This is a genomic window from Halorubrum tebenquichense DSM 14210 (assembly GCF_000337415.1).
Classification (GTDB): domain Archaea; phylum Halobacteriota; class Halobacteria; order Halobacteriales; family Haloferacaceae; genus Halorubrum; species Halorubrum tebenquichense.
The window spans coordinates 45,711-64,230 of record NZ_AOJD01000064.1; the positions used below are offsets into that span (position 1 = coordinate 45,711).

Genomic DNA, 18,520 nt, shown 5'->3' on the forward strand with positions numbered 1-18,520 from the left:
CGCATCCCGATGCGGCCGAACTCGCAGACGACGCGGCACAGCCCCTATCAAAGAACAGGTCCGCGTCGCCTGAAGGACCCTAGGCGTCCATATATAGGTGTTTACGCACTGGGTGTAGGTGTTTCGGTCCGCCAGACACCTCTTACGCAGGGCAGACGGTGTGGCTCTTTTTATACTGAGCAACCGTGCCACCAGTACACATCAATTTTGAAAACGGCTGCGAGACGGCCGCTGCGTGTATTGTGGCGCGTTACCACACCATCACACACCCCACAAAGCATATATAACAACCGCCTCAATCATCGTCCGCAGACCCCTATCCAACGCGGATAATGCGACGCCGACGTGAGTAATCCCGGTCGAGTCCGGTCGCGCCCTCGATGCGATGTCGGTCGATGACGAACGGGCGACCCGAGAACGGGGCAAAGCAGGGTGTCGCGACGCAGAACACAACACAACAACAATGACAAACGACACAAACTATCGCGGGAAGGCCAACGCGGTCTTCTTCGCGGCGATCATGGTCGTCTCCATGTTCGCGGCCGGCTTTGCGGCAGCACCTGCTGCTGCGGCAGCAACAGACGTTGCTGTTTCGGACGATAGTCCGGGCTCGGTCGATATTACGGTCACGCACGATGATGTAACGGATGGAGAAGTAGCAATAATTGTTGATGCTGGTACCTCGGATCAGTACGATTCGGGTACGGACATCTTCCTCAAGGCCACCGCGAGTGGTACTGAAACCACATTTGAGGATGTGGACATCAGTGGTCTCGACACCGGCAGCTATGATGTTGCTGTCCAGCAGGCAGCTACTGTCGACGAGCCTTCTGATTCCGGTGACATCAGCACCACTGCCTGGGCCGATGACAAACAGGACATCGTTACAGTAGAGGCAGCCAACTTCGCTGTCTCCAACCTTGCTCCGGCGGACGCCACGGTTGATCAGGGCGACCTGATTACGATCTCGGCTGATGTCGAGAACACTGGAGACAAGGAAGCTACCCAGACGGTGACGGCTGACGTTGACAATGGAGTCGGCCAAGTCGGCTCGTCTGAGGAAACACTCGCGCCCGGCGCGAGTACGACTGTTGAGTTCGCCGATGTTGACACGTCTAGCCTAGAAGGCGACTACGCGCACTCCGTCAGCAGCGCTGACGATAGTGTGTCGGGGGCCCTCACGGCTAACGTGTTCGATGTGACTATCACCGACTTTGCGTCGTCTACCATCGTTGACCAGACGGCCGAAGTGACGGCGGAAGTCACCAACGTCGGCTCGGGGAGTCAGAGTGACATTGATACTGTCCTCTACTTCGACACTAACGAACAGGACATCTCGACGAACAGCTTCGTCTCCGGTCAGACGCGTACGCTGACGTTCGAATACACACCGACCAGCACAGGTACGGACGTTCCGCTTGAAGTTACCACGACTAGCGAAGGTGACGCTGACTATACTGCTAGTGAACAGGTAGACGTCCAGGACGAAGGCGCGAACTTCGCTGTGACCGTTGACGCGGTCAACGCGAACGTTGATGAGGGTGATCCGGTTGAGTACGACATTACTGTTGAAAATACCGGAACCGATTCCGCCACCTCGGATGTCTCGTACACCGTTGACGAGGGCGCGTCCTCGAGTGCCGGTGACGTTGACTCGGGTACCTTCAGCGATGTCCAGCTTGACGTTGGCGACACGTTCTCGGAGACCGTTTCCGTGGACGTGAGCCCGTCGGAGTCGGACCTGCCGCAGGACTACACGCTCAACGCGGAGACTACTGTCGACGGGACGACGAACTCCGACTCTGCGACCGTGACGGTCAACGAGGTCGGCGACTTCGTCGACACCGACTACGATGTTGAGATCGATGACGGAGACACGACCTACCAGGGTCAGCGCCTCCTCATCGCTGCGAGCGATCTCCCCAACGCAGAAACAGTTGATGACGTCGAACTTCGCCGTGTCGACGATGACAGTGAGGTTGCCGGGCTTGAGAGCCGCCCCACCGTCCTCGAAGACACGTCTGGTAATGAGTTCTTCATCATCGACACGGATGACCTCGACGCCGACCGGTACGTCCTGACGGATCGGTCGACCGGTACGGGCGTGGACTCTGAGAGTCTGTACACCTTCGAGGTCGCTGTCCAGGGCCTCACGGCGGAGTTCGACGACGACACCGTCGGTGACCAGGGCGACGACGCGCTGGTTGACTACGAGATTGAGTCCAGCATCCGCAACAACTACGCAGTTAACATCGAGGCCGACAGCCTCGACGAGGACGACTTCGAACAGATCTTCAGCAACGCGCTGGACGTTGAGAACGACGAGGTCGACCTCGGTGACGACTACGGCGACGCAGACGCAGCCGCCTACGCACGCGGTGCTTCCGACGGTGAGTTCGCGCTCAATTCCGAAGACGGCTACATTACTGTCTTCGGCGCTGAAGCGACTCACGAGCTGAACTTCACCGACATCGACGCCGGTGACTACGAGTTCAACGTGAGCGTCGTCGACACGACGGCCGAGGACGCTGACTCCATCACCGTCGAGGAGAGCGGCGACGGCGAAGTCAACATCGAGGAAGGTAGCCTCACCCAAGAGCAGGGTGACACCATCGAGTTCAACGTGACCGCTGACGGCACGGCCAGCTCCGGTACGGTCGTCGTCGGTGACGAGGACGACTTCGGCTACCAGACCAACGTCACCATCAACGACTTCGGTGACGATGACCAGGTCACGCTCGAATTCAACACCTACACTGCTGGCGGCTTCGGCAGTGAGGACGCGGTCTCGCTCGTCGACACCGACGACGACGACGACGAGATCGACGTTGAATACGAGTCGGATCTTGAGAACATCCTGTCGAGCGGTGACTACGACATCTCGTCGAGCGCTTCGAGCGACTTCGACCAGACGCTCGACAACTCGGACGACGTTGCGACGCTCTTCATCGAAGAGCGCACCACGGAGAGCATCCAGCTGTGGACGGCCTCCGACGACACGGCGAGCGACGTGACCGACGCTGACGACGACGAGCAGCTCGGCGAAATCACGAGCGCCGTCNTCCAGCTGTGGACGGCCTCCGACGACACGGCGAGCGACGTGACCGACGCTGACGACGACGAGCAGCTCGGCGAAATCACGAGCGCCGTCGAAGACGACCTGATCACGCAGACTGAGACGGTCGCCTACAACGACGTCAGCATCCACCAGCTTAGCGCGAGCGGCCTCGAAGGCCTGCTCGACTACGCTGCTGCGGAAGACAGCCTCGACGACGATGACGTCGCTGGCCAGCTCGAATACCTCGCGACGACTGAGCAGAACGAGCTCAACGATGACACCATCGTTGACCTCACGATCGAGGAGACGCGCGACAGTGCCGGTCCGAACGCGGACCGCCGCACCGTCGACCTCGCGGACACTGACTTCGATGTCGTTGAGGACGAGACGAACGACGACTACTACATCCTCCTCGACACGAGCGACGTCGCGTTCGAGGATGACGACGCCTCGCTCGACAACGACGAGGATGTCGACTTCACGGTCGAGTTCACCGTTCAGGACCAGCGCCTGCTCGACCCCGAAGACGACGTTGACCAGGACGAGTTCGAAGACTCGTACGTGACCGTGGAAACGCCGTTCAGCGTGAACGAGCGCACGGCNCAGGAAGACACGTACAACGTCTCGAACACCGACTCCGAAGAAGTGAGCGGCACCTCGAACGTGGCTCCCGGTACGGAGTTCACCGTTCGCGCCCGCTCCGCGTCGGGCACCCAGCCCGCCTTCGTCGTCACTGACGACGAAGTGACTGTCAACGCCGACGGCACGTTCACCGCTGACCTCGACTTCAGCGACACGAACGTCGGCGACGAGTACACGCTGAGCGTCAACCAGCTCGGCCTCAACAGCGACAACGACGAGGTTGAGGTCGACGGCACGGTTGTCGAGCAGACCCAGGAGCCCGCGGCCTTCGAGGTCTCGGACCTGAACCCGCAGGAAGCCACCGCGACGGCTGGTGACTCGGTCGACGTCTCGGCGACGATCGAGAACACCGGCGGTCAGGAAGGCACGCAGTCTGTCGCGCTCACGCTTGACGGCGACGAGCTCGACAGTCAGGAAGTGACGCTCGCGGGCGGTAACAGTACCACCGTCGAGTTCACTGCCGACACGTCCGGTCTCGAAGCCGGCGATTACACGCACGGCGTCGCGACCGACGACGATGAGGCAACCGGTACGCTGACCATCGAGGCAGCGGACGGCTCCGGCGACGACTCCTCTGGTGACGACTCCAGCGGCGACGACTCCTCTGGTGACGACTCCAGCGGAGACGACTCCTCTGGTGACGACTCCAGTGGTGACGACTCCAGCGGCGACGACTCCACCGACGACGGAACGCCCGGCTTCGGTGCGCTCGTCGCACTCGTCGCCCTCATCGCTGCTGCGCTGCTCGCGACCCGCCGCAACGACTAACATCGTTGCCTAACGGTCGCGACTCGTAGCTTCGAACCATCGGCCCTCGCGGGCCGACCCCACACGCGGTTCTCTTTATCGGACCTCGACTCGACCACTGAGCGACCGCTGTCGGCGTCGCTCGCGAACGTGGTCCAGACTCCTCCTCGAAAAGACCGACCGCGCTACGCGTCGAGAAGCGCGTCTCTCGCTCGTTTTAACTCCGACACCTCGTACTCGTCGCTGCCGCCCTGATCGCCGTGGGCTTCCTTCACCAGCTCGCGGAACGCTCCCTTCACGACGGGATCGGGGGCGTCCGGCGCGACGCCCAGCACCTCATGCGGCGGTGGCGTCTCGACCCGGCCGCCGGCGACGACCACCGCATCATCTTCGTCGCCGGGCGGCAGGCGTGCCGTGTCGAACTCCGAGTCCGCCGTGGTGACGCCGCACTTCTCGGCGAGGCGCTTCCGCTTGGCGTACAGCGCGATCGCCCGGGCGTTCTCCCGCTGCGTCTCCCAGCGGTCACACGCGATCGCGTAGCCGGCGTCCGCGGGCTCGTCCTCGCGACGGAAGCGCGCCACGACGCCGACGTCGTCGGGCTTGTCGTGCTGGTGCGGGATGTTCGGGCGGTCTTTGTAGTGCGTCGACGCGGTGGAGATCCGGACGTCAGTCGCGCCCCAGCGCTCCAGCTCGTCGACGACGCTCTGGAACGACTCCTTGCGTGTGGGCGCGAGGTCGCCAGGGTAGGGCTCGCGCTCCTCGGCGGGCGTACGGGGGTAGTTCTCCGGCCACTGGAGTTCGGGCGCGCGCTGCTCAGTCGTGCTCATCGGTCACCTCCTCATCGACCTCGACGTTGACCGCGAGCTCGCGGAGCGTCTCGGTCATATTCGCGAGGACATCATCCGTCTTCGCGAGGACCTCGTCGACATCCTCGCTGTCGACATCCTGGAGCGTCGAGCGGGCGTCCGCCACGCTGTCGGCCGCCTCGCGGATAGTTTCGGCGTCACCCGCCATCGTCACACACCTCGTCGACCACGAGATCGTACGCCTCCGGGAAGTGCTCCTCAAGGAACTCGACGTCGTCGCCGAGTCGATTTCGGATTCGCGTTCGCACGACACTCTTCACTTTGTATTCGTAGTTGTCTGATACGTTGGCGTCGCCGCTGATGATCTCCCGCTCGCGGTCAGTCACCAGGGCGCGACCCTCATCGCTCATTAGTTCGTCTTTTTCAGCGGCTCCCATATATTACCTCATGTCGTAATCATACCGCATGACGTAAATAGATTACTCTAAAGCGTATGTACTTTACAAAGTATATACTCTATAGAGTAAGGTATAAGTCACTGCGGGATAGACTATAGAGTAGGAAGCACGGGACTCCGGTCAAAATCTGGCCGGGGCGTGTTTGGACCACGCCCGACCGTGCTGTCCACTAACGACAGCGATGTCAACTACGAACCCACGCGGTGAAAACCGCACCGACACGCGATTGATCGCACAGCACACCACACTCGGCGTCGACGCCGAGGGCTTCATCCACCACCTCGACCGCGCGGCCGAGATCGTCCACCGTATCGACCCGACCACCGGCCGTCGCGAACGCCGCTCGGACCTCGCCGAGTGGGTCGCCGAGCGCGAGCACGTCGAGCTGGGCAACGCCGTTGACGTGTACGTCCACGACTACATCGGCGACGAGATCGGCTGGAGCGAGCGCACGCAGTACACCGACCGCGACGTCTTCGGAGGTGGGGTCTGATGCCGAACCTCAACCGCTCCGAACGGAAGCTGCTGGACGAGAAGATGGAACCGTACGTCGACGGCTTCGACTCGATGCTCGCCGACGTCATCCACGACACGTTCGCGGACGACCCACAACTGCGGCGGCTCGCGACGATCGTGACCGAGACCGACCACGCCATCGACGCCCGCGACGAACAGAACGGTGTCGACGAGGAGTGGTCCGAACTCGACGAGGCGAGTCAGAAGGTTACGTGGGTTCTCGAACGTCGTACACGGGAGGTCATAGCCGAGAAGTGCGAGACCGTCGCGCTGGACGCCACTGAGTGGACCGACGTCCACTCCAAAGAGAAGATCGAGGCCGCCGTTCGCGAGGCCGTTGAGTGGCTCAGACACAACACCAACCCGGCCGAGCGCGCCGGCGTCGCGTACGGTGACGAACTCCCTGACCCGGATGCGCTGTTTGAGGAGGTGAGCGCCTGATGCCTGACTCCGAGCAGGGTGCGATCGATTCGGACTTTGAGGACGCCGAGCCATCCTACGAGGAGCGCGTCGAGGACGCTCTCGCCGGCGCACAGACCGAGCCGCTGGCCGGCGGCGTTGCGATCGACCTAGTGACGCGGCAGGCCGTGTTCGTCCGCCGGGAGAAGTACGCCGACCTCGAAGCCCACTACGAGGCCGAAGGGTACGACCTGGCCACGTACAAGATGCACCCGTACCTGCCGGGGATCGACGTCGACAACTCGGTGTTCGAGTGTGTCTACCTCGACGGCAACCCGCAGAACGCTCACAAGCCCGGGAAGACGTACGACTTCCCGGAGGCGCGGCTGATGCATCTGCCTGCCGAGCAGGCGTGGGGCGAGCCGGAGGTCGGAGATGTCTGAGGCCGCCTCGGGCGGGGTGGGCACGTTCAAGGACCGCGCCGCCGACGCGCTCACCTCGTATATGACCGTCCTCGAAGACCTGCCCGAGGTCGCGGACGATTCAGAGCGATTCGCGGTGATCTCTGATTCGGGCTCACAGTATATCGTGGACTGTCGAGCGGGGACATGTACGTGCCCAGACATGCTTCACCGACGGCCAGACGGCGGGTGTCGACATCTCCGCCGCGTCTCGTTCGCGAGGGGTGCCGTTCCGATCCCGGGCTGGGTCGAGCGCGAGGCGATCGACCCGCAACTCGGCCAGCACCTCGCAGCGAGTCCACGCATCGCGACGGCTGACGGCCGGACGGAGGTGTTCGAGCCCGATGTGTGACGACGAGAACGCCCACGCGAACGCGGCCAACGAGCAGGTGCGGCTCGCCGAGGAGAACGGGACGATCCCGGACTCGCGGCCGGAGTACAGCTCGATTCGGCTCCTCGTCGACGGCGAGAAGCTGGCCGCGGACAACCCGATCGACTACCTCGTGATGCTGCTCCTGGAAGGCAAGCGCTACGATGGCTACTGGGATGGCGATGAAACTGCGGTGGCGCACTGGGCAGTTGCCCAGTGGTGTCAAGAACTCGGGTGGGTGCCTGACCTCCGAGACTACCAGCCCGGAGAGCAGATTGAGCGCGGAGCTGAAATCGCGTGCCTTGATACAGCATTCTATGCGGATCCGTCGCCGATTCAAGAGCATTCTGATGTCGAAGGGCTGCCGACGATCGCCTACGAGACTGACTCGGGTGAGCGCCGGCGCGTCCGCTACGAGCGCGTCGACGGGCGGCCCTGGAAGGTTGAGCGCCACGTCGACCGCCCAGACGGCGACGGCGGGTGGGAGCCCTGTGGCGGCGAGCCGCTGTCCGAGCTTGTCATCGAGGGCGAACATCGCGCCGCGGTGACCGTCACGGAGGGCCCATGAGCCTCCGCTCGTTCGCTGACCCGCAGACGCACTTCGAGATCGTCCCGTCGGGGAGCCCGCCGAGCGTCGACGGGCTCGCGATCTCGGAGCCGAAATACCTGCGGTGTTCGGAGTGTGGCGCGCAGGTCCGGATCGACGGGCCCGACGAGACCCAGACGACGATCGACGACCTCCCGCACGACCGCAGCTGCTCGCAGCGCGACGTCGTCTCGGAGTGGTGGGAGTCGCAGTACGTGCGGTAACTGCTAACAACTTTTTATGGGGGGTTCACGTGGTGAATCTGGAGATGACCGATCCCAAATTCTGAGAGGTCACACGTTGCGAACTCCCTATCACAGGTATAGATGTCAGCCCGTCTATCACACCCCCATGCGTCGATGAGAACCGGCGCATCTTTTGACTGGATATCTAATAAAGCGGACACGAGGCGACTTGCTGGCTTACGCATCTGTTCACCGACATCGAGGTCCTCCACCTCCTGTTGCGACGGTGCGTGTACTGATTTTGAGTGAACAACCACATCTGTGAACCGTTCCGTTGCCTCTTGGATGTCTTCAGAGTGATATCTTCCCTTCGGATTTCTGAGCCGGTGATATACTTCGTTGAATACGTACGGCGATACCCGAACCTCTAATTCACCTTCCGCGGCCGAATCAACCATCTCCGCCGGATCCGAATCGCGAAAGAGACACCCATGTAACCAAATGTTCGAATCGAATATCTTCAGCCCGGGCACAACTACTCAACGAGCTCTTTTGGAGTCCGAAAACCACCAGAAAACTCAGAGTCGAGGTCTAGATCTCGTGTTTCTCTCCACTCGGCAAAATCCCCAACATCCCACTCTGCCCGCTCCTCCAACTGATCAAGGTCCGAAAGCGCCTCATCGATATCGACATCGCGTGATAGCGAATCGTCGATAAGTGATGCGGCGTCTTTCGTCATACATCCCTGTATGAATTGACGCCACAAATATATGTGGGCAAATAACCCACTCCGTGGGATAATACACTCAGTTATCTTCAGCTGGCCCCTCCGAACCGCACCCCTCCTTTATCACACCCGTCCGCGTCAGTCGGCAGTGAGATGCTCCTCGATCAGGATGTCTTTCGCGAACGGCGGCTGCCTCGCGATCTCGTCCATCGCGAGAGCGAGGTCGCCCAGGTCTCCCGTGCCCTCAAGCCAGCCCTCCGCGGTGAGCGTCCCGAGGACCTCCTGATCTCGGGACCGAGCGGCGTCGGCAAGACGACGCTCGCGCGGTTCCTCCTCGACAACCCGCGGTCACCGACCGACCTCGACAGCACCCTCCTGCGCGTCCTCGGCGAGACCACGGGTTCGGTCCTCCGCGACGCCATCGACGCGCACCCGAGCGACGCCTCCGTTCATCGCGGCGTCGCGACCGACCGCCTCGCGGGCATCCTGCGTGACGCCGTCGACGACCCCTACGTGTTGGTCCTCGACGAGGCGGACGACCTGCCCGAGACCGAGGCGCTTGACGAGCTGATGAGCGTCCCCGGCGTCACCGTCATCGCGATCGCGCACGACGCCGACGAGTGGCTCGCCCGGATCGACCAGCGCTACCGCGGGCAGTTCTCCGGTGAGCATCACGTCCGTCTGGACCGCTACGCGCCAGGCGAGCTCGCGGACATCCTCGAACCTCGCGCCGAGCAGGGGCTCGACCCTGCCGGGTGGGACCGACCTGTCTTGGAGGCCGTCGCCGACGAGGTCGCCGGGCGGGCCCGGGATGCCATCCAGACGCTGAAGTGGGCGGCGCGGCTCGCCGGCGAGCGCGGTCGCGACCGGATTACTATGTCGGAGATCGGCGACGGCCACGTCGAGGCGCAGCGCGCGATCCGGGCGGCGGCGCTGGAGTCGCTGCCCTACCACCACCAAGTCCTCTACGGCGTGGTGTGGTCCGACGGCCCGATCACGAGTCACGAGCTTCACGACCGATATGAAACCGTTGCGCCGGACGCGTACGGCGACCGCCTGATGGAGCCGATCGGGAAGCGCTCGCGAACGCTGAAGCTGCGGAAGCTCGCGGAGTACGACCTCGTCGAGTGGGAGGACCACGACGATAACTCGCGGACCTACAGTGTGGTCGACGAGCGCATCGAGTCGACTGTCGACGTGTCGACCCCCCTCCGAAATTGACCCCATACCTATTTTAAGGGCGGTCGTCGGTCGAGGTATGCCCTCGCAGGCTACCCACACGATCGACGTCACCGAACTCGGCTTTGACGAGAGCGGCGCTATCGAGATCCGGACTGAAACGACCGCCGACAGCGGGACGGTCGTCACCGCCGAGTGTCACGGTCAGGAGTGGACGCTCACGTTCGACGAGTACGGTGAGCTGACGGACAAGCCGGCACGCGCCGCGCCGCGCTGGCTCGGGCCGGCGATCAAGAAGGCCGCGCCGCAGCTGCGGGTGGCATGATGGAGACAATCGACCGGTCGGGGACGGACCAGTGGCGGTGGACCTGTCCGCGAGGCCACACCGACTGGTCCCTTCGCGACGGGGAGATCTACTGTCGATCCTGTCCCGGCTGGCAGGCACCGGGTGGTGTCCACTACGAGACGATCCACGACCGCAAAACAGGGACTGACCTGTCGGCGTCGGAGGTGCGTGTCGCGTGAGCCTATTCAAATATGACCACCGAAACCAGACTAATGTAATTAAAACTTTTCCATTAATTCCAATATTATTTTTCGGCGTTTTAGATTGGGAAAACTACAAGGGGGTGGAGGCTCTTCCGATTAACTGCGTGCTCAGTGGTATTGGTCGGTCTCCGGATGAGCCCGATGCTCAACCAGTGACTTCAACAGTGAATAATGGCGCGGAAGAGACCGATTTACGAATTGTCGGTAGAAACAGGGTCAAGCTCAGAGGCATCGAGTTCCTCGTCGAGGTAGGCTCGACCGTCGTCGGTGAGGCGGTAGAGGCCGCGATCGACGCGCTCGACGAGGCCATATCGGCACAGCTCCCTGAGGCGTCCACCAGCGTAGTCCCTGGTGGCGTCAACCCGAGGATACTCACCTTCACGGGAGACTGCCCGCGGAGTCATGTTCCCCTCCTCTCGGAGGACCTCCAGGATGCGATCATCAGTCGGTTGTCGCATCCAGTCCGCGTCCCTTCGCATCTTGGTCTCCCGTGCGGCGGTTGTACTCATAGTAACACCGATGTACCTACTAGTTCTACCCAGTCGCCCTTAATAATTCGGCTAACAACTGGAAGTATCCAGTTAGTAGCGGGAAAAGACTAAGTAGGGCGCACGGTAAGTACCAGTTGACCTGGCCACGCGGGAGTAAAACCCGCCGGCGCTGCAACGCCGACGGCTGGGTCACCCTGCGAACCCCTCTTCACGAGGGGATTGATGAGAGACCCGATGAACGATAGAACTCGCGGCGTCAATAAACCCGACGCCAACGACCGAGACGGCACAGACGCGGAACTACTCGATAGCGAAGCTGTAACTGACGACCATATCCCAGCGCCGGCTCCGCACGTCGGCGGCGAGCCACCGCGAGCGTACGAGCTCTTCAACGCGTTTCAGATCGACGCGGGCGGCAACGCGTGGGTGTCCGCGAAGTACCCCGTGGATGCGACGGAGGTGCGGTGATGTCCGAAGCAGACTCCCTATCAGCTTCGGTTACCGTTACGAAGCGCGATAGTGCGCTTCCAGGCCCCGTCGGGGCGGTGGAACGCTGGTGGGCAGAGGTCGAGGAGCTGGACGTCGGCTGCTACGGAAGCACGCCCGAGCGAGCGGTGGAGCACCTGATCGGCTCCGTCCGGGATGACGATGGCGACGGTACACTCGAACAGCAGATCCAGGAGGTGGCCTGATGCGCGCGACCATCCTCGGACTCGCCCGCGACGAGATCGCCGACCCGCACATCGAGGGCCACGTCGAGACCGCCACGTACCCGGCGATCGACGCGACCGCGTTCGAGCGCCTCGACGGCACCGCGGTCTACGCCGGCAGCGCAGCGGCGAAGATCGACACCGAACAGGAGGAGATCCACGTCACTGACGAGGCGATCCACACCGAGACCGTCCAGGTGCGCGAGGACGTCTACTGCGAGTGGATCGCGGACCTCACTGAGGGGTGGGTGGGCGTCAACCGGTCGGACGGCGACTGGCTGTTCGACACGCTCGGCGCGACAAAGGGGACGCTGATCCACCGGGCGACGATCGATGTCGACGGGTTCGCCGAGTACCTGTCGGACTACCCGAACGCGGACGCGTGGAACGTCACGCAGACGCGTACCCTCGACGCCGACGGCGACGCCGAGGAGTCGACCATCGAGTACCACGACGCCGCCCACCTCGCGGACACGGGCGGTTCCGGCGAGACGACGATGCTCGGCTTCGAGTACTTCTGGAACGACTCGTACACCCGCGGTGTCGTAGCCGAGAGCGGATACGTCGCGCTGTACGACGGTGGCGACAACCCCGGCGAGTACGCGGCGTTCATCAACTCTGAAATCTTGCCGTTCGCGAGTCTGCCCGAGGAGTACCAAGGCGCGCTCGGTGACGTCCGCGACGAGACGGAGGGCGAGGCCGATGTCTAAGGTCACTGCGACCGATGACGTCCACGCCCTCGTCGACGAGGACGAGGTCTCGGAGGCGATCGCCGACCGACTCGCCGACAACGGGTTCGAGACGATCGCGGACCTGCTCATCGCCGACCAGGCGGACCTCGAAGACGTGCCGTACGTCGGCGAGCAGCGCGCCGCTGACATCCTCGACGTCGTCGACGGCCTCATGGGAGCGCCCGAGCCGCGCGACGTTGACGTCGAGGCGACTGAGAGCGTTGTGAGCGAGGCCGCGATCCCGCTGTCGGTGCGCCGTGGCGACGCCGTGTTGACGAAGTCGTCAGCGTACGGTAGTACCGATGTCTTCCACACGCAGGCGTGCCAACACGTCGAGACGAACGACCTCGTCGAACGGGACCGGTCGTGGGCAGAGAAGCGCGACCTCAAGGAGTGCCAGTACTGTGCCGACCCGGACGCACGAGCGCGCAACGCATCGGCCGAAGACGAGACCGACCCGCTGGTCGACCCGTGCGAGGTCGTCCTCGAGGCGACGCTCGGCGAGAAGCTTCAGATAACGCTCGCCGACCGCGACGCGTGGGCGCGGCCGTGGAACGTCATCGAGACGGCCGAGCCGACCGAGTGGGAGTCCGCGACCGGCGAGACGTGGCAGACGCGTCGGCTTCGGCTCTCGGAGTCACCGAGCGGGAAGGAGGCCGCCCGCGAGTTCGATCTCGTCCTCATCGACGACGAGATTCGGATCGAAGACCCGCCGGTCAATCGTCCGAGCCACCAACCCGACGCGCGGAGCTGGCGCGTGGAGTCTGTCGGAGCCGTCGGTCGCGTCTCGACGACATCGCTCGTCCAGCTCCAGACGGACGACGAACAGGGCGATGCGAAGCCCGAAGGTGACGATACGTGGCGGCAGTACCAGAAGCGAGGTGAGACAGCGTGAGCGACACCGATGCTCGCGACGAGATACGGACGGTTATCCAGCGGCACGCTGCGGAACTCGACGCTGAGGACCTCCGGGAGATCGCCGGCGACATCGAGTCGACCGCCGACAAGTGGGGTGGTATCGATGTCTAAAGTTGACGGGGAGAACCAGCACGAAGCCGTTCGCTACGAGTGCGGACACCGCTGCTGGGACGCGGGGATCGGTGGTGCTCCGGATCTCTGCCCACGCTGTGGTCTCCCAGTTCAGGAGCGTGGTTACGATGTCTGAGTCGGCTGAGAGCGGAACGACCGGCAAGGAGATCCTCGAGGACAACGGTGTCGGCCAGACAGATGGCTACCGCGGAACCGGCTACACCGGTTCCAAGACCGCCAAGAAGGCCATTGACGAGCTCATCAACGAGTTCGTCGACCAGGAGCGGATCATCAGCCCACGCTCGATCGCGAACGCGGTCGACGTCGACGTCCGTCCGCAGGAGATCGGGAAGACGCTCGGCGCGTACCTCAAGGGCGACACGCCCGGCGACTGGTTCGACGAGGTTGAGGTCTCGATGTGGCGTGACACGTCGCCGAAGAAGTGGAGGTTCGTGCGCGTCGCCGGCGAGGTCGACCGCCGCCGGTCGCAACACCTCCAGAAGCCACAGCTCGTCCGCGAGCTCAGCGCGGCGACCGGCGCTGAAGGCGCACGCTACCGGACGGCGACTCGCGACAGAGGGAGCTGGGAGAAGGCCTCGGTCACGCTTGCGTGGATGCAGGACATTATCGAGGCCATCTGTGAGCGGACCGACTACGTGCCGAGCGAGGTCGCAGACGATCCCGAGCGCGACCGGCGCGACTGGGTCGACGACCTGACGCAGGCCGGAACGACGCAAGTCCTCCGGCGGGCGGCCGGGATCGACGACCCCGGTGCCGACACGAGCTGGAACCGGGAGACGCTTCAAGCGCTCCACGACGTCCTCGTCGCGGGCCACGATCCGAGCGAGGTGAGCGTCTGATGCGCGAGCCGCACATCTGGACCATCCACTGGATGATGGTCGCGCTCGCCGTCGCGCTGCTCGTCGTGATCACGCTTGAGGTGATGCTGTGAGCTCGAAGTACGCGAGAGGGTCGACCGAACACGCGGAGCGGATGCTTCGGATCCGCGGGACAGGCCCGACGGCGAGCGTCCTCGGGTCCTGGAAGCGTGGGCTCCGCGTGGCGATCCCCGAGGCCGCACCCGTCCCGCGACACGATGAGGCCCGGTACGACGCGCAGTCTGCCGTCGTCGTGTTCCGTCGCGAGCAGACGCTGAAAACGTGCTACGGACTCGACCCCGAGCACATCACCAACATCCACGGCGTCGCCGTCGCGGCCGCCGTCGACGCACAGTTCGGGACCCACTACCGGTCCGGAATCGACCCGGCGAATCTGGAGGAGATAAACTGATGAGTGCTACATCAAACGACGGAAAGACGCCGAAAGACGCCACACGAGCGGAGGAAGCGATCGACCGGCACGGTGGGGTGTACGAGCAGTGGGCCGACGAGAACACGCCGCGCGGTCGTCTCGCGCGGGCCATCCTCGCCGTTGGAGGTGACGACGATGCCGAGTGAGTCAGCCGTCGAGGTGGCCGTCCTCGACCGCGAACTCCTCGGCGACGCGCTCGTCGTTCTCGATGACGGTCGCCGCGTCGGCCGCCGCCTCACGCTCGGCTCGGTCGTCGGCTTCGACGGTCGTCTCACGCATTTCGGCACGGGCCGCGTCGATCGCGTTCTGGATCTCCTCACGGAGGGGGAAGCCACAGCGCGGGCAGTGATAGGCGGTGGACTTCACCTCGGCGCGACAGTTCGAGCACGCGACGATCTCGGGCGAGCCCTTGTTCTCCCCGTCATCGTCCTCGGGGTCGACGAACCCGTGACTCTGGAAGATGGAGTTGTTCCGCTCGGCGTCGCCGGTGTGGTCATAGCGGTCGCGCATCCGCATCCGATCGTCGACGAGCATCGACATGTGTTCGATGTCGCGATCATTCAGCTCGGAGTCGCTAATCCGCGTCATGAAGACGTGCCGGAAGTGGTGCGGGTGGACACGCTCGACGTCGAGTCCGGCGTTGTCGGCCGCCCGCTTCAGCGACTTCCGAATCGTCGAGGTGTGGGCCGCCATCATGTCGCGATCGTCGGGGTCGTAGTGTTCGACGACGGGGAACAGCGGAGCCTCGTCGTGGGCGCGCCCGTTCGGTCCGGACTGGTCGGGGTGGTTGCGGTTGACCCACTCACGGAGCTCGGCCCGGGAGTAGAGGATTGGGTAGGAGACGTCGCGGACGCCCTTCAGGCTGAGCGCGTCGGTGTTCGGCGAGAAGGTGGGTCGCGGTGTGTCCAGCCCATCGATGTCGCCGACGCGGAGCGAGGTGGCCAGCGAGATACGCGCACCGACGTCCGCGAGGAAGTCAATGAGGACGGGGTCGCGGTTGTTCCGACAGCCCCGCTTCAGGCGCTCGATCTCGTCTTCGCTGAGGAGGTCGTCCTTCGAGATAGTCTCGTCTTTGGTGCTCCGGTCGGGAAGGCTGATCCGCTCACCGAAGCCGTAGTCGTCGTAGTGTGGCTCGGCGTCGAGCCACTGAAAGAAGACGCGGAGGACGCGCTTGTAGCTGAACATCCCGGAGCCGTCGGGGTCGAGCCCGTAGCCGCCGCTGGACTTCGGTGCGGCCAGGCGTCCGACGAAGGCGCGTGCGTCGCCGATGTCCATCTCCAAGAGCGGGGTCTCGGCGCGTTCGGCGGCGCGGCGGAGGTTTCCGATATCGCTTATCAGTGTATTGAGCGACTTGTCCTCCATCTGCCGGCGGTGGGTGATGAATTCGCGGATCGCCCGGCGGTCAGCGTCGTCGATGGCGGCGTCTGCGAGGAGATTCTGCTCGCGCTCGAACTTCGCGCGGGTGGAGTTCGTGTCGTTGACGTCGGCCATACACACCCCGAAGACACCCAGATATTTGGAACCCCCCGCAGAAGATGCGCCAGATGTTCGGCAACGAGTAGCGAACGCCCACGCCTTCTCCAATTTTTCACCGCTCCGAGCGACTGCTCCGGGTTCGATTCCCTCCGCGGGGGACGGCGTGTATTCGCCGGCCGAAACACCATTTTCACCGACTAACGCGCCGGTGAGTGACGGCCCGGCCGTTCGTTCCGTTCGATTTATTGGAATTCGCAGACACGTCGAATCGATATGGCCCTCCAGCTCAGCCGTGCGGTCAGCGACGGCATCAGACGTACACTCTCCCGAACCGGCGCGGTTCTGTTCTTCGCGCTCCTCGTCCTCCAGTTCGGGATTCAAACGAGCATCAACAGCGCCCTCCTCGGCTACCTCCCGGCCGAAGCGGCGGCGGAGTTCAGCTCGGACGCCGGGCTCACGCTCCCGGTGTCCGGCGGCGTCGGCCTCGCCCTCTTCGCCGCGTTCACCGTGCTGAGTTCGGCGTACTTCGTCGTCGTCTCCCGGACGCTCGCACAGCCGCTCGCCGAGATGTCGACGTTTCCGGCGGGAGTCACCGACCGGCTCGGCCGCGCCACGTTCACCGCGCTGGTCGGCGGACTCATCGTCACGGTCGCCGTCACCGTCGGCTTCGCGTTCCTGATCGTTCCGGGGCTGTTCCTCGCGGCCTCGTTCCTGTTCTTCGTCTTCGCCGTGGCGGTCGAGGACCGCGGCGTCGTCGGGAGTCTCAAGCGGAGCTGGGAACTGTCTCGCGGCTCCCGGCTCAAGCTCGGCCTCCTCGTCGCCCTCTCCGCCGCGTTCGGCGGCGTCCTCGGCGTACTCGCACCGCTTCTCATTCTCGCCGGTGCCCCGGTCGCCGCCGACGTCCTGACGGTCGTCCTCTCGGCCGCATTCTTCCTGCCCTACTACGGGATCATCGCGTCCGCGTACCGCCAACTGCGCGACGGCGGTCCCGGAACCGGCGGTCGGCCGTCGCAGTCCGTCGACCCGTCGCGGACGCCCGAACTGTAGCCGCGGATCCGGGAGTCGCCCGTCGGGGACGAGGGGCTTCCGAACCCCGCTCGACGCGTCGACCTCTTCGGTCACCGCTCGCCATCGACCGCGGGGACCGTCGCGGCTCCGGGAGCAGAACCGTTACCGTGCCGATTACGAGTCGCCGCGCCGGTCGGCGGCCTCGCCGTCCTCCTCCTCGTCCGTCTCGTCGGCGTCCTCGGCCGCCTCTCCGACGGTTTTCTCCACCGTCTCTTCGACCTTCTCCCCGACGGTCTCCTCCACCGTCTTCTCGACCGTCTCCTCGACGGTTTCGCCCACGGTCTCTTCGACGGTCTCCTCGACGGTTTTCTCGACGGTTTCGCCGACCTTCTCCTCGACGGTTTTCTCGACGGTCTCCTCGACGGTCTCCTCGACGGTTTTCTCGACCGTCTCGCCGACCTTCTCTTCGACGGTCTCTCCGACCTTCTCTTCGACGGTCTCTCCGACCTTCTCCTCGACGGTTTTCTCGACCGTCTCGCCGACGGTCTCCTCGACCTTCCCGGTGACCTCCTCGCTGACGGTGTCGCTGACGTCGTCGGCGACGCCGCTGACCTCCTTGTTGACGGTTTCGCCCACGCTTTTCTCGACCTCCTTGCTCACCGTCTCCTCGACCTTCTCGCCGACGGTCTCCTCGACGGTCTTCTCGACCTCCTTGCTCACCGTCTCGCCCACGGTCTTCTCCACCTCTTTGTTGACGGTCTCGCCCACGGTCTTCTCGACCTCCTTGTCGACGGTCTCGCCGACGCTCTCCTCGACCTGCTTGCCGACCTGGTCCGCGACCTCCCGGGTCATCCAGTCGGGGTCGAACCGCGCCATCTTCCAGACGACGTGGACCACGTACGAGGCGAACACCCCGATCCCGAACGCCATCGCCACGGCGTTCATCTGGGTCGTCGCGATGAGCACGATCGACAGGGCGATCAGCGCGCCGTACGCGATGTCGGTTATCGCGTCCACTCGGGCCGGACTCACCATCCTCGCCCCTCCGTCTCGCCGTCGAGCGCGTCGCGTCGCCGTCGCG

The 18,520-nt window shown here is 63.9% G+C and carries 27 protein-coding genes; 19 read left to right on the top strand and 8 right to left on the bottom strand.

Going from position 1 to position 18,520, the window contains the following annotated elements; genetic code table 11:
• Positions 1-463 precede the first annotated feature (463 nt).
• Positions 464-4,468 (top strand): BGTF surface domain-containing protein, encoded by a 4,005-nt coding sequence (locus tag C472_RS12370; protein ID WP_161612638.1) that lies wholly within the window; start codon positions 464-466, stop codon positions 4,466-4,468.
• Positions 4,469-4,632: 164 nt separating this feature from the next.
• Here C472_RS12370 and C472_RS12375 read toward each other — a convergent pair whose 3' ends face one another.
• Genes C472_RS12375 through C472_RS12385 form a run of 3 tightly spaced genes read right to left on the bottom strand, consistent with a single transcriptional unit; the run spans position 4,633 to position 5,663 of the window.
• Positions 4,633-5,274 carry a J domain-containing protein gene (locus C472_RS12375; RefSeq protein WP_006630179.1) on the bottom strand — a complete coding sequence of 214 codons (642 nt, stop codon included), beginning with the start codon at positions 5,272-5,274 and terminating at the stop codon, positions 4,633-4,635.
• Positions 5,261-5,461, bottom strand: a complete 201-nt coding sequence (locus tag C472_RS12380; RefSeq protein ID WP_006630180.1) for a hypothetical protein — start codon at positions 5,459-5,461, stop codon at positions 5,261-5,263. The genes C472_RS12375 and C472_RS12380 overlap by 14 nt, the downstream gene beginning before the upstream one ends.
• Entirely contained in the window at positions 5,451-5,663 is a 213-nt protein-coding gene (locus tag C472_RS12385) for a hypothetical protein (protein WP_006630181.1), read from the bottom strand. The genes C472_RS12380 and C472_RS12385 overlap by 11 nt, the downstream gene beginning before the upstream one ends.
• 229 nt (positions 5,664-5,892) lie before the next feature.
• On the opposite strand from C472_RS12385, the gene C472_RS12390 reads away from it, so the two are divergent.
• Genes C472_RS12390 through C472_RS12415 form a run of 6 tightly spaced genes read left to right on the top strand, consistent with a single transcriptional unit; the run spans position 5,893 to position 8,267 of the window.
• Entirely contained in the window at positions 5,893-6,204 is a 312-nt protein-coding gene (locus C472_RS12390; RefSeq protein ID WP_049906607.1) for a hypothetical protein, read from the top strand.
• Entirely contained in the window at positions 6,204-6,668 is a 465-nt protein-coding gene (locus tag C472_RS12395; RefSeq protein ID WP_006630183.1) for a hypothetical protein, read from the top strand. Before C472_RS12390 ends, C472_RS12395 begins: the two co-directional genes overlap by 1 nt.
• Positions 6,668-7,069: a hypothetical protein gene (locus C472_RS12400; RefSeq protein WP_006630184.1), complete on the top strand. Its 402-nt coding sequence runs from the start codon at positions 6,668-6,670 to the stop codon at positions 7,067-7,069. Before C472_RS12395 ends, C472_RS12400 begins: the two co-directional genes overlap by 1 nt.
• On the top strand, positions 7,062-7,439 hold the full coding sequence (locus C472_RS12405) for a hypothetical protein (protein ID WP_006630185.1): 378 nt from the start codon (positions 7,062-7,064) through the stop codon (positions 7,437-7,439). The genes C472_RS12400 and C472_RS12405 overlap by 8 nt, the downstream gene beginning before the upstream one ends.
• Positions 7,432-8,025 carry a hypothetical protein gene (locus C472_RS12410; protein WP_006630186.1) on the top strand — a complete coding sequence of 198 codons (594 nt, stop codon included), beginning with the start codon at positions 7,432-7,434 and terminating at the stop codon, positions 8,023-8,025. Before C472_RS12405 ends, C472_RS12410 begins: the two co-directional genes overlap by 8 nt.
• Complete coding sequence (locus C472_RS12415) at positions 8,022-8,267, top strand: hypothetical protein (protein WP_006630187.1); 246 nt, start codon at positions 8,022-8,024, stop codon at positions 8,265-8,267. The genes C472_RS12410 and C472_RS12415 overlap by 4 nt, the downstream gene beginning before the upstream one ends.
• Before the next feature lie 14 nt (positions 8,268-8,281).
• Here the strand turns inward: C472_RS12415 and C472_RS17055 are convergent, their stop codons facing one another.
• Positions 8,282-8,761 carry a PIN domain-containing protein gene (locus C472_RS17055; RefSeq protein WP_152420640.1) on the bottom strand — a complete coding sequence of 160 codons (480 nt, stop codon included), beginning with the start codon at positions 8,759-8,761 and terminating at the stop codon, positions 8,282-8,284.
• A gap of 2 nt (positions 8,762-8,763) precedes the next feature.
• Complete coding sequence (locus tag C472_RS12420; protein ID WP_049906610.1) at positions 8,764-8,967, bottom strand: hypothetical protein; 204 nt, start codon at positions 8,965-8,967, stop codon at positions 8,764-8,766.
• 141 nt (positions 8,968-9,108) lie between these two features.
• Here C472_RS12420 and C472_RS12425 point away from each other — a divergent pair, with 141 nt between their 5' ends.
• Genes C472_RS12425 through C472_RS17060 form a run of 3 tightly spaced genes read left to right on the top strand, consistent with a single transcriptional unit; the run spans position 9,109 to position 10,659 of the window.
• A complete protein-coding gene (locus tag C472_RS12425; protein ID WP_006630188.1) occupies positions 9,109-10,176 on the top strand; it encodes a Cdc6/Cdc18 family protein in 1,068 nt (355 codons plus the stop codon).
• 37 nt (positions 10,177-10,213) lie between these two features.
• The gene (locus C472_RS12430; RefSeq protein WP_006630189.1) at positions 10,214-10,459 is read left to right on the top strand and encodes a hypothetical protein; all 246 of its coding nucleotides are present in this window, start codon (positions 10,214-10,216) and stop codon (positions 10,457-10,459) included.
• A complete protein-coding gene (locus tag C472_RS17060; RefSeq protein WP_161612640.1) occupies positions 10,456-10,659 on the top strand; it encodes a hypothetical protein in 204 nt (67 codons plus the stop codon). The genes C472_RS12430 and C472_RS17060 overlap by 4 nt, the downstream gene beginning before the upstream one ends.
• 215 nt (positions 10,660-10,874) lie before the next feature.
• On the opposite strand, the gene C472_RS12435 is transcribed toward C472_RS17060, so the two are convergent.
• Entirely contained in the window at positions 10,875-11,192 is a 318-nt protein-coding gene (locus C472_RS12435; RefSeq protein WP_006630190.1) for a hypothetical protein, read from the bottom strand.
• Positions 11,193-11,396: 204 nt separating this feature from the next.
• On the opposite strand from C472_RS12435, the gene C472_RS12440 reads away from it, so the two are divergent.
• The 8 genes from C472_RS12440 (at position 11,397) to C472_RS17320 (ending at position 15,101) form a co-directional block, all read left to right on the top strand.
• Positions 11,397-11,642, top strand: a complete 246-nt coding sequence (locus tag C472_RS12440; protein WP_006630191.1) for a hypothetical protein — start codon at positions 11,397-11,399, stop codon at positions 11,640-11,642.
• Between the two features lie 77 nt (positions 11,643-11,719).
• Positions 11,720-11,866 (top strand): hypothetical protein, encoded by a 147-nt coding sequence (locus C472_RS17310; protein ID WP_161612642.1) that lies wholly within the window; start codon positions 11,720-11,722, stop codon positions 11,864-11,866.
• Positions 11,866-12,594, top strand: coding sequence for a hypothetical protein (locus tag C472_RS12445; RefSeq protein WP_006630193.1), 729 nt, complete (start codon positions 11,866-11,868; stop codon positions 12,592-12,594). Before C472_RS17310 ends, C472_RS12445 begins: the two co-directional genes overlap by 1 nt.
• Positions 12,587-13,510 carry a helix-hairpin-helix domain-containing protein gene (locus C472_RS12450; protein WP_006630194.1) on the top strand — a complete coding sequence of 308 codons (924 nt, stop codon included), beginning with the start codon at positions 12,587-12,589 and terminating at the stop codon, positions 13,508-13,510. The genes C472_RS12445 and C472_RS12450 overlap by 8 nt, the downstream gene beginning before the upstream one ends.
• The gene (locus C472_RS17315) at positions 13,507-13,644 is read left to right on the top strand and encodes a hypothetical protein (protein ID WP_161612644.1); all 138 of its coding nucleotides are present in this window, start codon (positions 13,507-13,509) and stop codon (positions 13,642-13,644) included. Before C472_RS12450 ends, C472_RS17315 begins: the two co-directional genes overlap by 4 nt.
• Positions 13,645-13,772: 128 nt before the next feature.
• A complete protein-coding gene (locus tag C472_RS12455; RefSeq protein WP_006630195.1) occupies positions 13,773-14,504 on the top strand; it encodes a hypothetical protein in 732 nt (243 codons plus the stop codon).
• 88 nt (positions 14,505-14,592) lie between these two features.
• Complete coding sequence (locus C472_RS12460; protein WP_006630196.1) at positions 14,593-14,934, top strand: hypothetical protein; 342 nt, start codon at positions 14,593-14,595, stop codon at positions 14,932-14,934.
• On the top strand, positions 14,934-15,101 hold the full coding sequence (locus tag C472_RS17320; protein ID WP_161612646.1) for a hypothetical protein: 168 nt from the start codon (positions 14,934-14,936) through the stop codon (positions 15,099-15,101). The genes C472_RS12460 and C472_RS17320 overlap by 1 nt, the downstream gene beginning before the upstream one ends.
• Position 15,102: 1 nt before the next feature.
• Here the strand turns inward: C472_RS17320 and C472_RS12465 are convergent, their stop codons facing one another.
• The gene (locus tag C472_RS12465) at positions 15,103-16,446 is read right to left on the bottom strand and encodes a site-specific integrase (protein ID WP_006630197.1); all 1,344 of its coding nucleotides are present in this window, start codon (positions 16,444-16,446) and stop codon (positions 15,103-15,105) included.
• A 258-nt stretch (positions 16,447-16,704) separates the two neighbouring features.
• Here C472_RS12465 and C472_RS12470 point away from each other — a divergent pair, with 258 nt between their 5' ends.
• Positions 16,705-17,478, top strand: coding sequence for a hypothetical protein (locus tag C472_RS12470; protein WP_006630198.1), 774 nt, complete (start codon positions 16,705-16,707; stop codon positions 17,476-17,478).
• 135 nt (positions 17,479-17,613) lie between these two features.
• Here the strand turns inward: C472_RS12470 and C472_RS12475 are convergent, their stop codons facing one another.
• Positions 17,614-18,474, bottom strand: coding sequence for a hypothetical protein (locus C472_RS12475; RefSeq protein ID WP_049906614.1), 861 nt, complete (start codon positions 18,472-18,474; stop codon positions 17,614-17,616).
• Positions 18,475-18,520: the final 46 nt, after the last annotated feature.

Coding starts and splice junctions, on each gene's coding strand:
- C472_RS12375 (WP_006630179.1), bottom strand. CDS start 5,274: ATGAGCACGACTGAGCAGCGCGCGCCCGAACTCCAGTGGCCGGAGAAC.
- C472_RS12380 (WP_006630180.1), bottom strand. CDS start 5,461: ATGGCGGGTGACGCCGAAACTATCCGCGAGGCGGCCGACAGCGTGGCG.
- C472_RS12385 (WP_006630181.1), bottom strand. CDS start 5,663: ATGAGCGATGAGGGTCGCGCCCTGGTGACTGACCGCGAGCGGGAGATC.
- C472_RS12390 (WP_049906607.1), top strand. CDS start 5,893: ATGTCAACTACGAACCCACGCGGTGAAAACCGCACCGACACGCGATTG.
- C472_RS12395 (WP_006630183.1), top strand. CDS start 6,204: ATGCCGAACCTCAACCGCTCCGAACGGAAGCTGCTGGACGAGAAGATG.
- C472_RS12400 (WP_006630184.1), top strand. CDS start 6,668: ATGCCTGACTCCGAGCAGGGTGCGATCGATTCGGACTTTGAGGACGCC.
- C472_RS12405 (WP_006630185.1), top strand. CDS start 7,062: ATGTCTGAGGCCGCCTCGGGCGGGGTGGGCACGTTCAAGGACCGCGCC.
- C472_RS12410 (WP_006630186.1), top strand. CDS start 7,432: ATGTGTGACGACGAGAACGCCCACGCGAACGCGGCCAACGAGCAGGTG.
- C472_RS12415 (WP_006630187.1), top strand. CDS start 8,022: ATGAGCCTCCGCTCGTTCGCTGACCCGCAGACGCACTTCGAGATCGTC.
- C472_RS12420 (WP_049906610.1), bottom strand. CDS start 8,967: ATGACGAAAGACGCCGCATCACTTATCGACGATTCGCTATCACGCGAT.
- C472_RS12425 (WP_006630188.1), top strand. CDS start 9,109: ATGCTCCTCGATCAGGATGTCTTTCGCGAACGGCGGCTGCCTCGCGAT.
- C472_RS12430 (WP_006630189.1), top strand. CDS start 10,214: ATGCCCTCGCAGGCTACCCACACGATCGACGTCACCGAACTCGGCTTT.
- C472_RS17060 (WP_161612640.1), top strand. CDS start 10,456: ATGATGGAGACAATCGACCGGTCGGGGACGGACCAGTGGCGGTGGACC.
- C472_RS12435 (WP_006630190.1), bottom strand. CDS start 11,192: ATGAGTACAACCGCCGCACGGGAGACCAAGATGCGAAGGGACGCGGAC.
- C472_RS12440 (WP_006630191.1), top strand. CDS start 11,397: ATGAGAGACCCGATGAACGATAGAACTCGCGGCGTCAATAAACCCGAC.
- C472_RS12445 (WP_006630193.1), top strand. CDS start 11,866: ATGCGCGCGACCATCCTCGGACTCGCCCGCGACGAGATCGCCGACCCG.
- C472_RS12450 (WP_006630194.1), top strand. CDS start 12,587: ATGTCTAAGGTCACTGCGACCGATGACGTCCACGCCCTCGTCGACGAG.
- C472_RS12455 (WP_006630195.1), top strand. CDS start 13,773: ATGTCTGAGTCGGCTGAGAGCGGAACGACCGGCAAGGAGATCCTCGAG.
- C472_RS17320 (WP_161612646.1), top strand. CDS start 14,934: ATGAGTGCTACATCAAACGACGGAAAGACGCCGAAAGACGCCACACGA.
- C472_RS12465 (WP_006630197.1), bottom strand. CDS start 16,446: ATGGCCGACGTCAACGACACGAACTCCACCCGCGCGAAGTTCGAGCGC.
- C472_RS12470 (WP_006630198.1), top strand. CDS start 16,705: ATGGCCCTCCAGCTCAGCCGTGCGGTCAGCGACGGCATCAGACGTACA.
- C472_RS12475 (WP_049906614.1), bottom strand. CDS start 18,474: ATGGTGAGTCCGGCCCGAGTGGACGCGATAACCGACATCGCGTACGGC.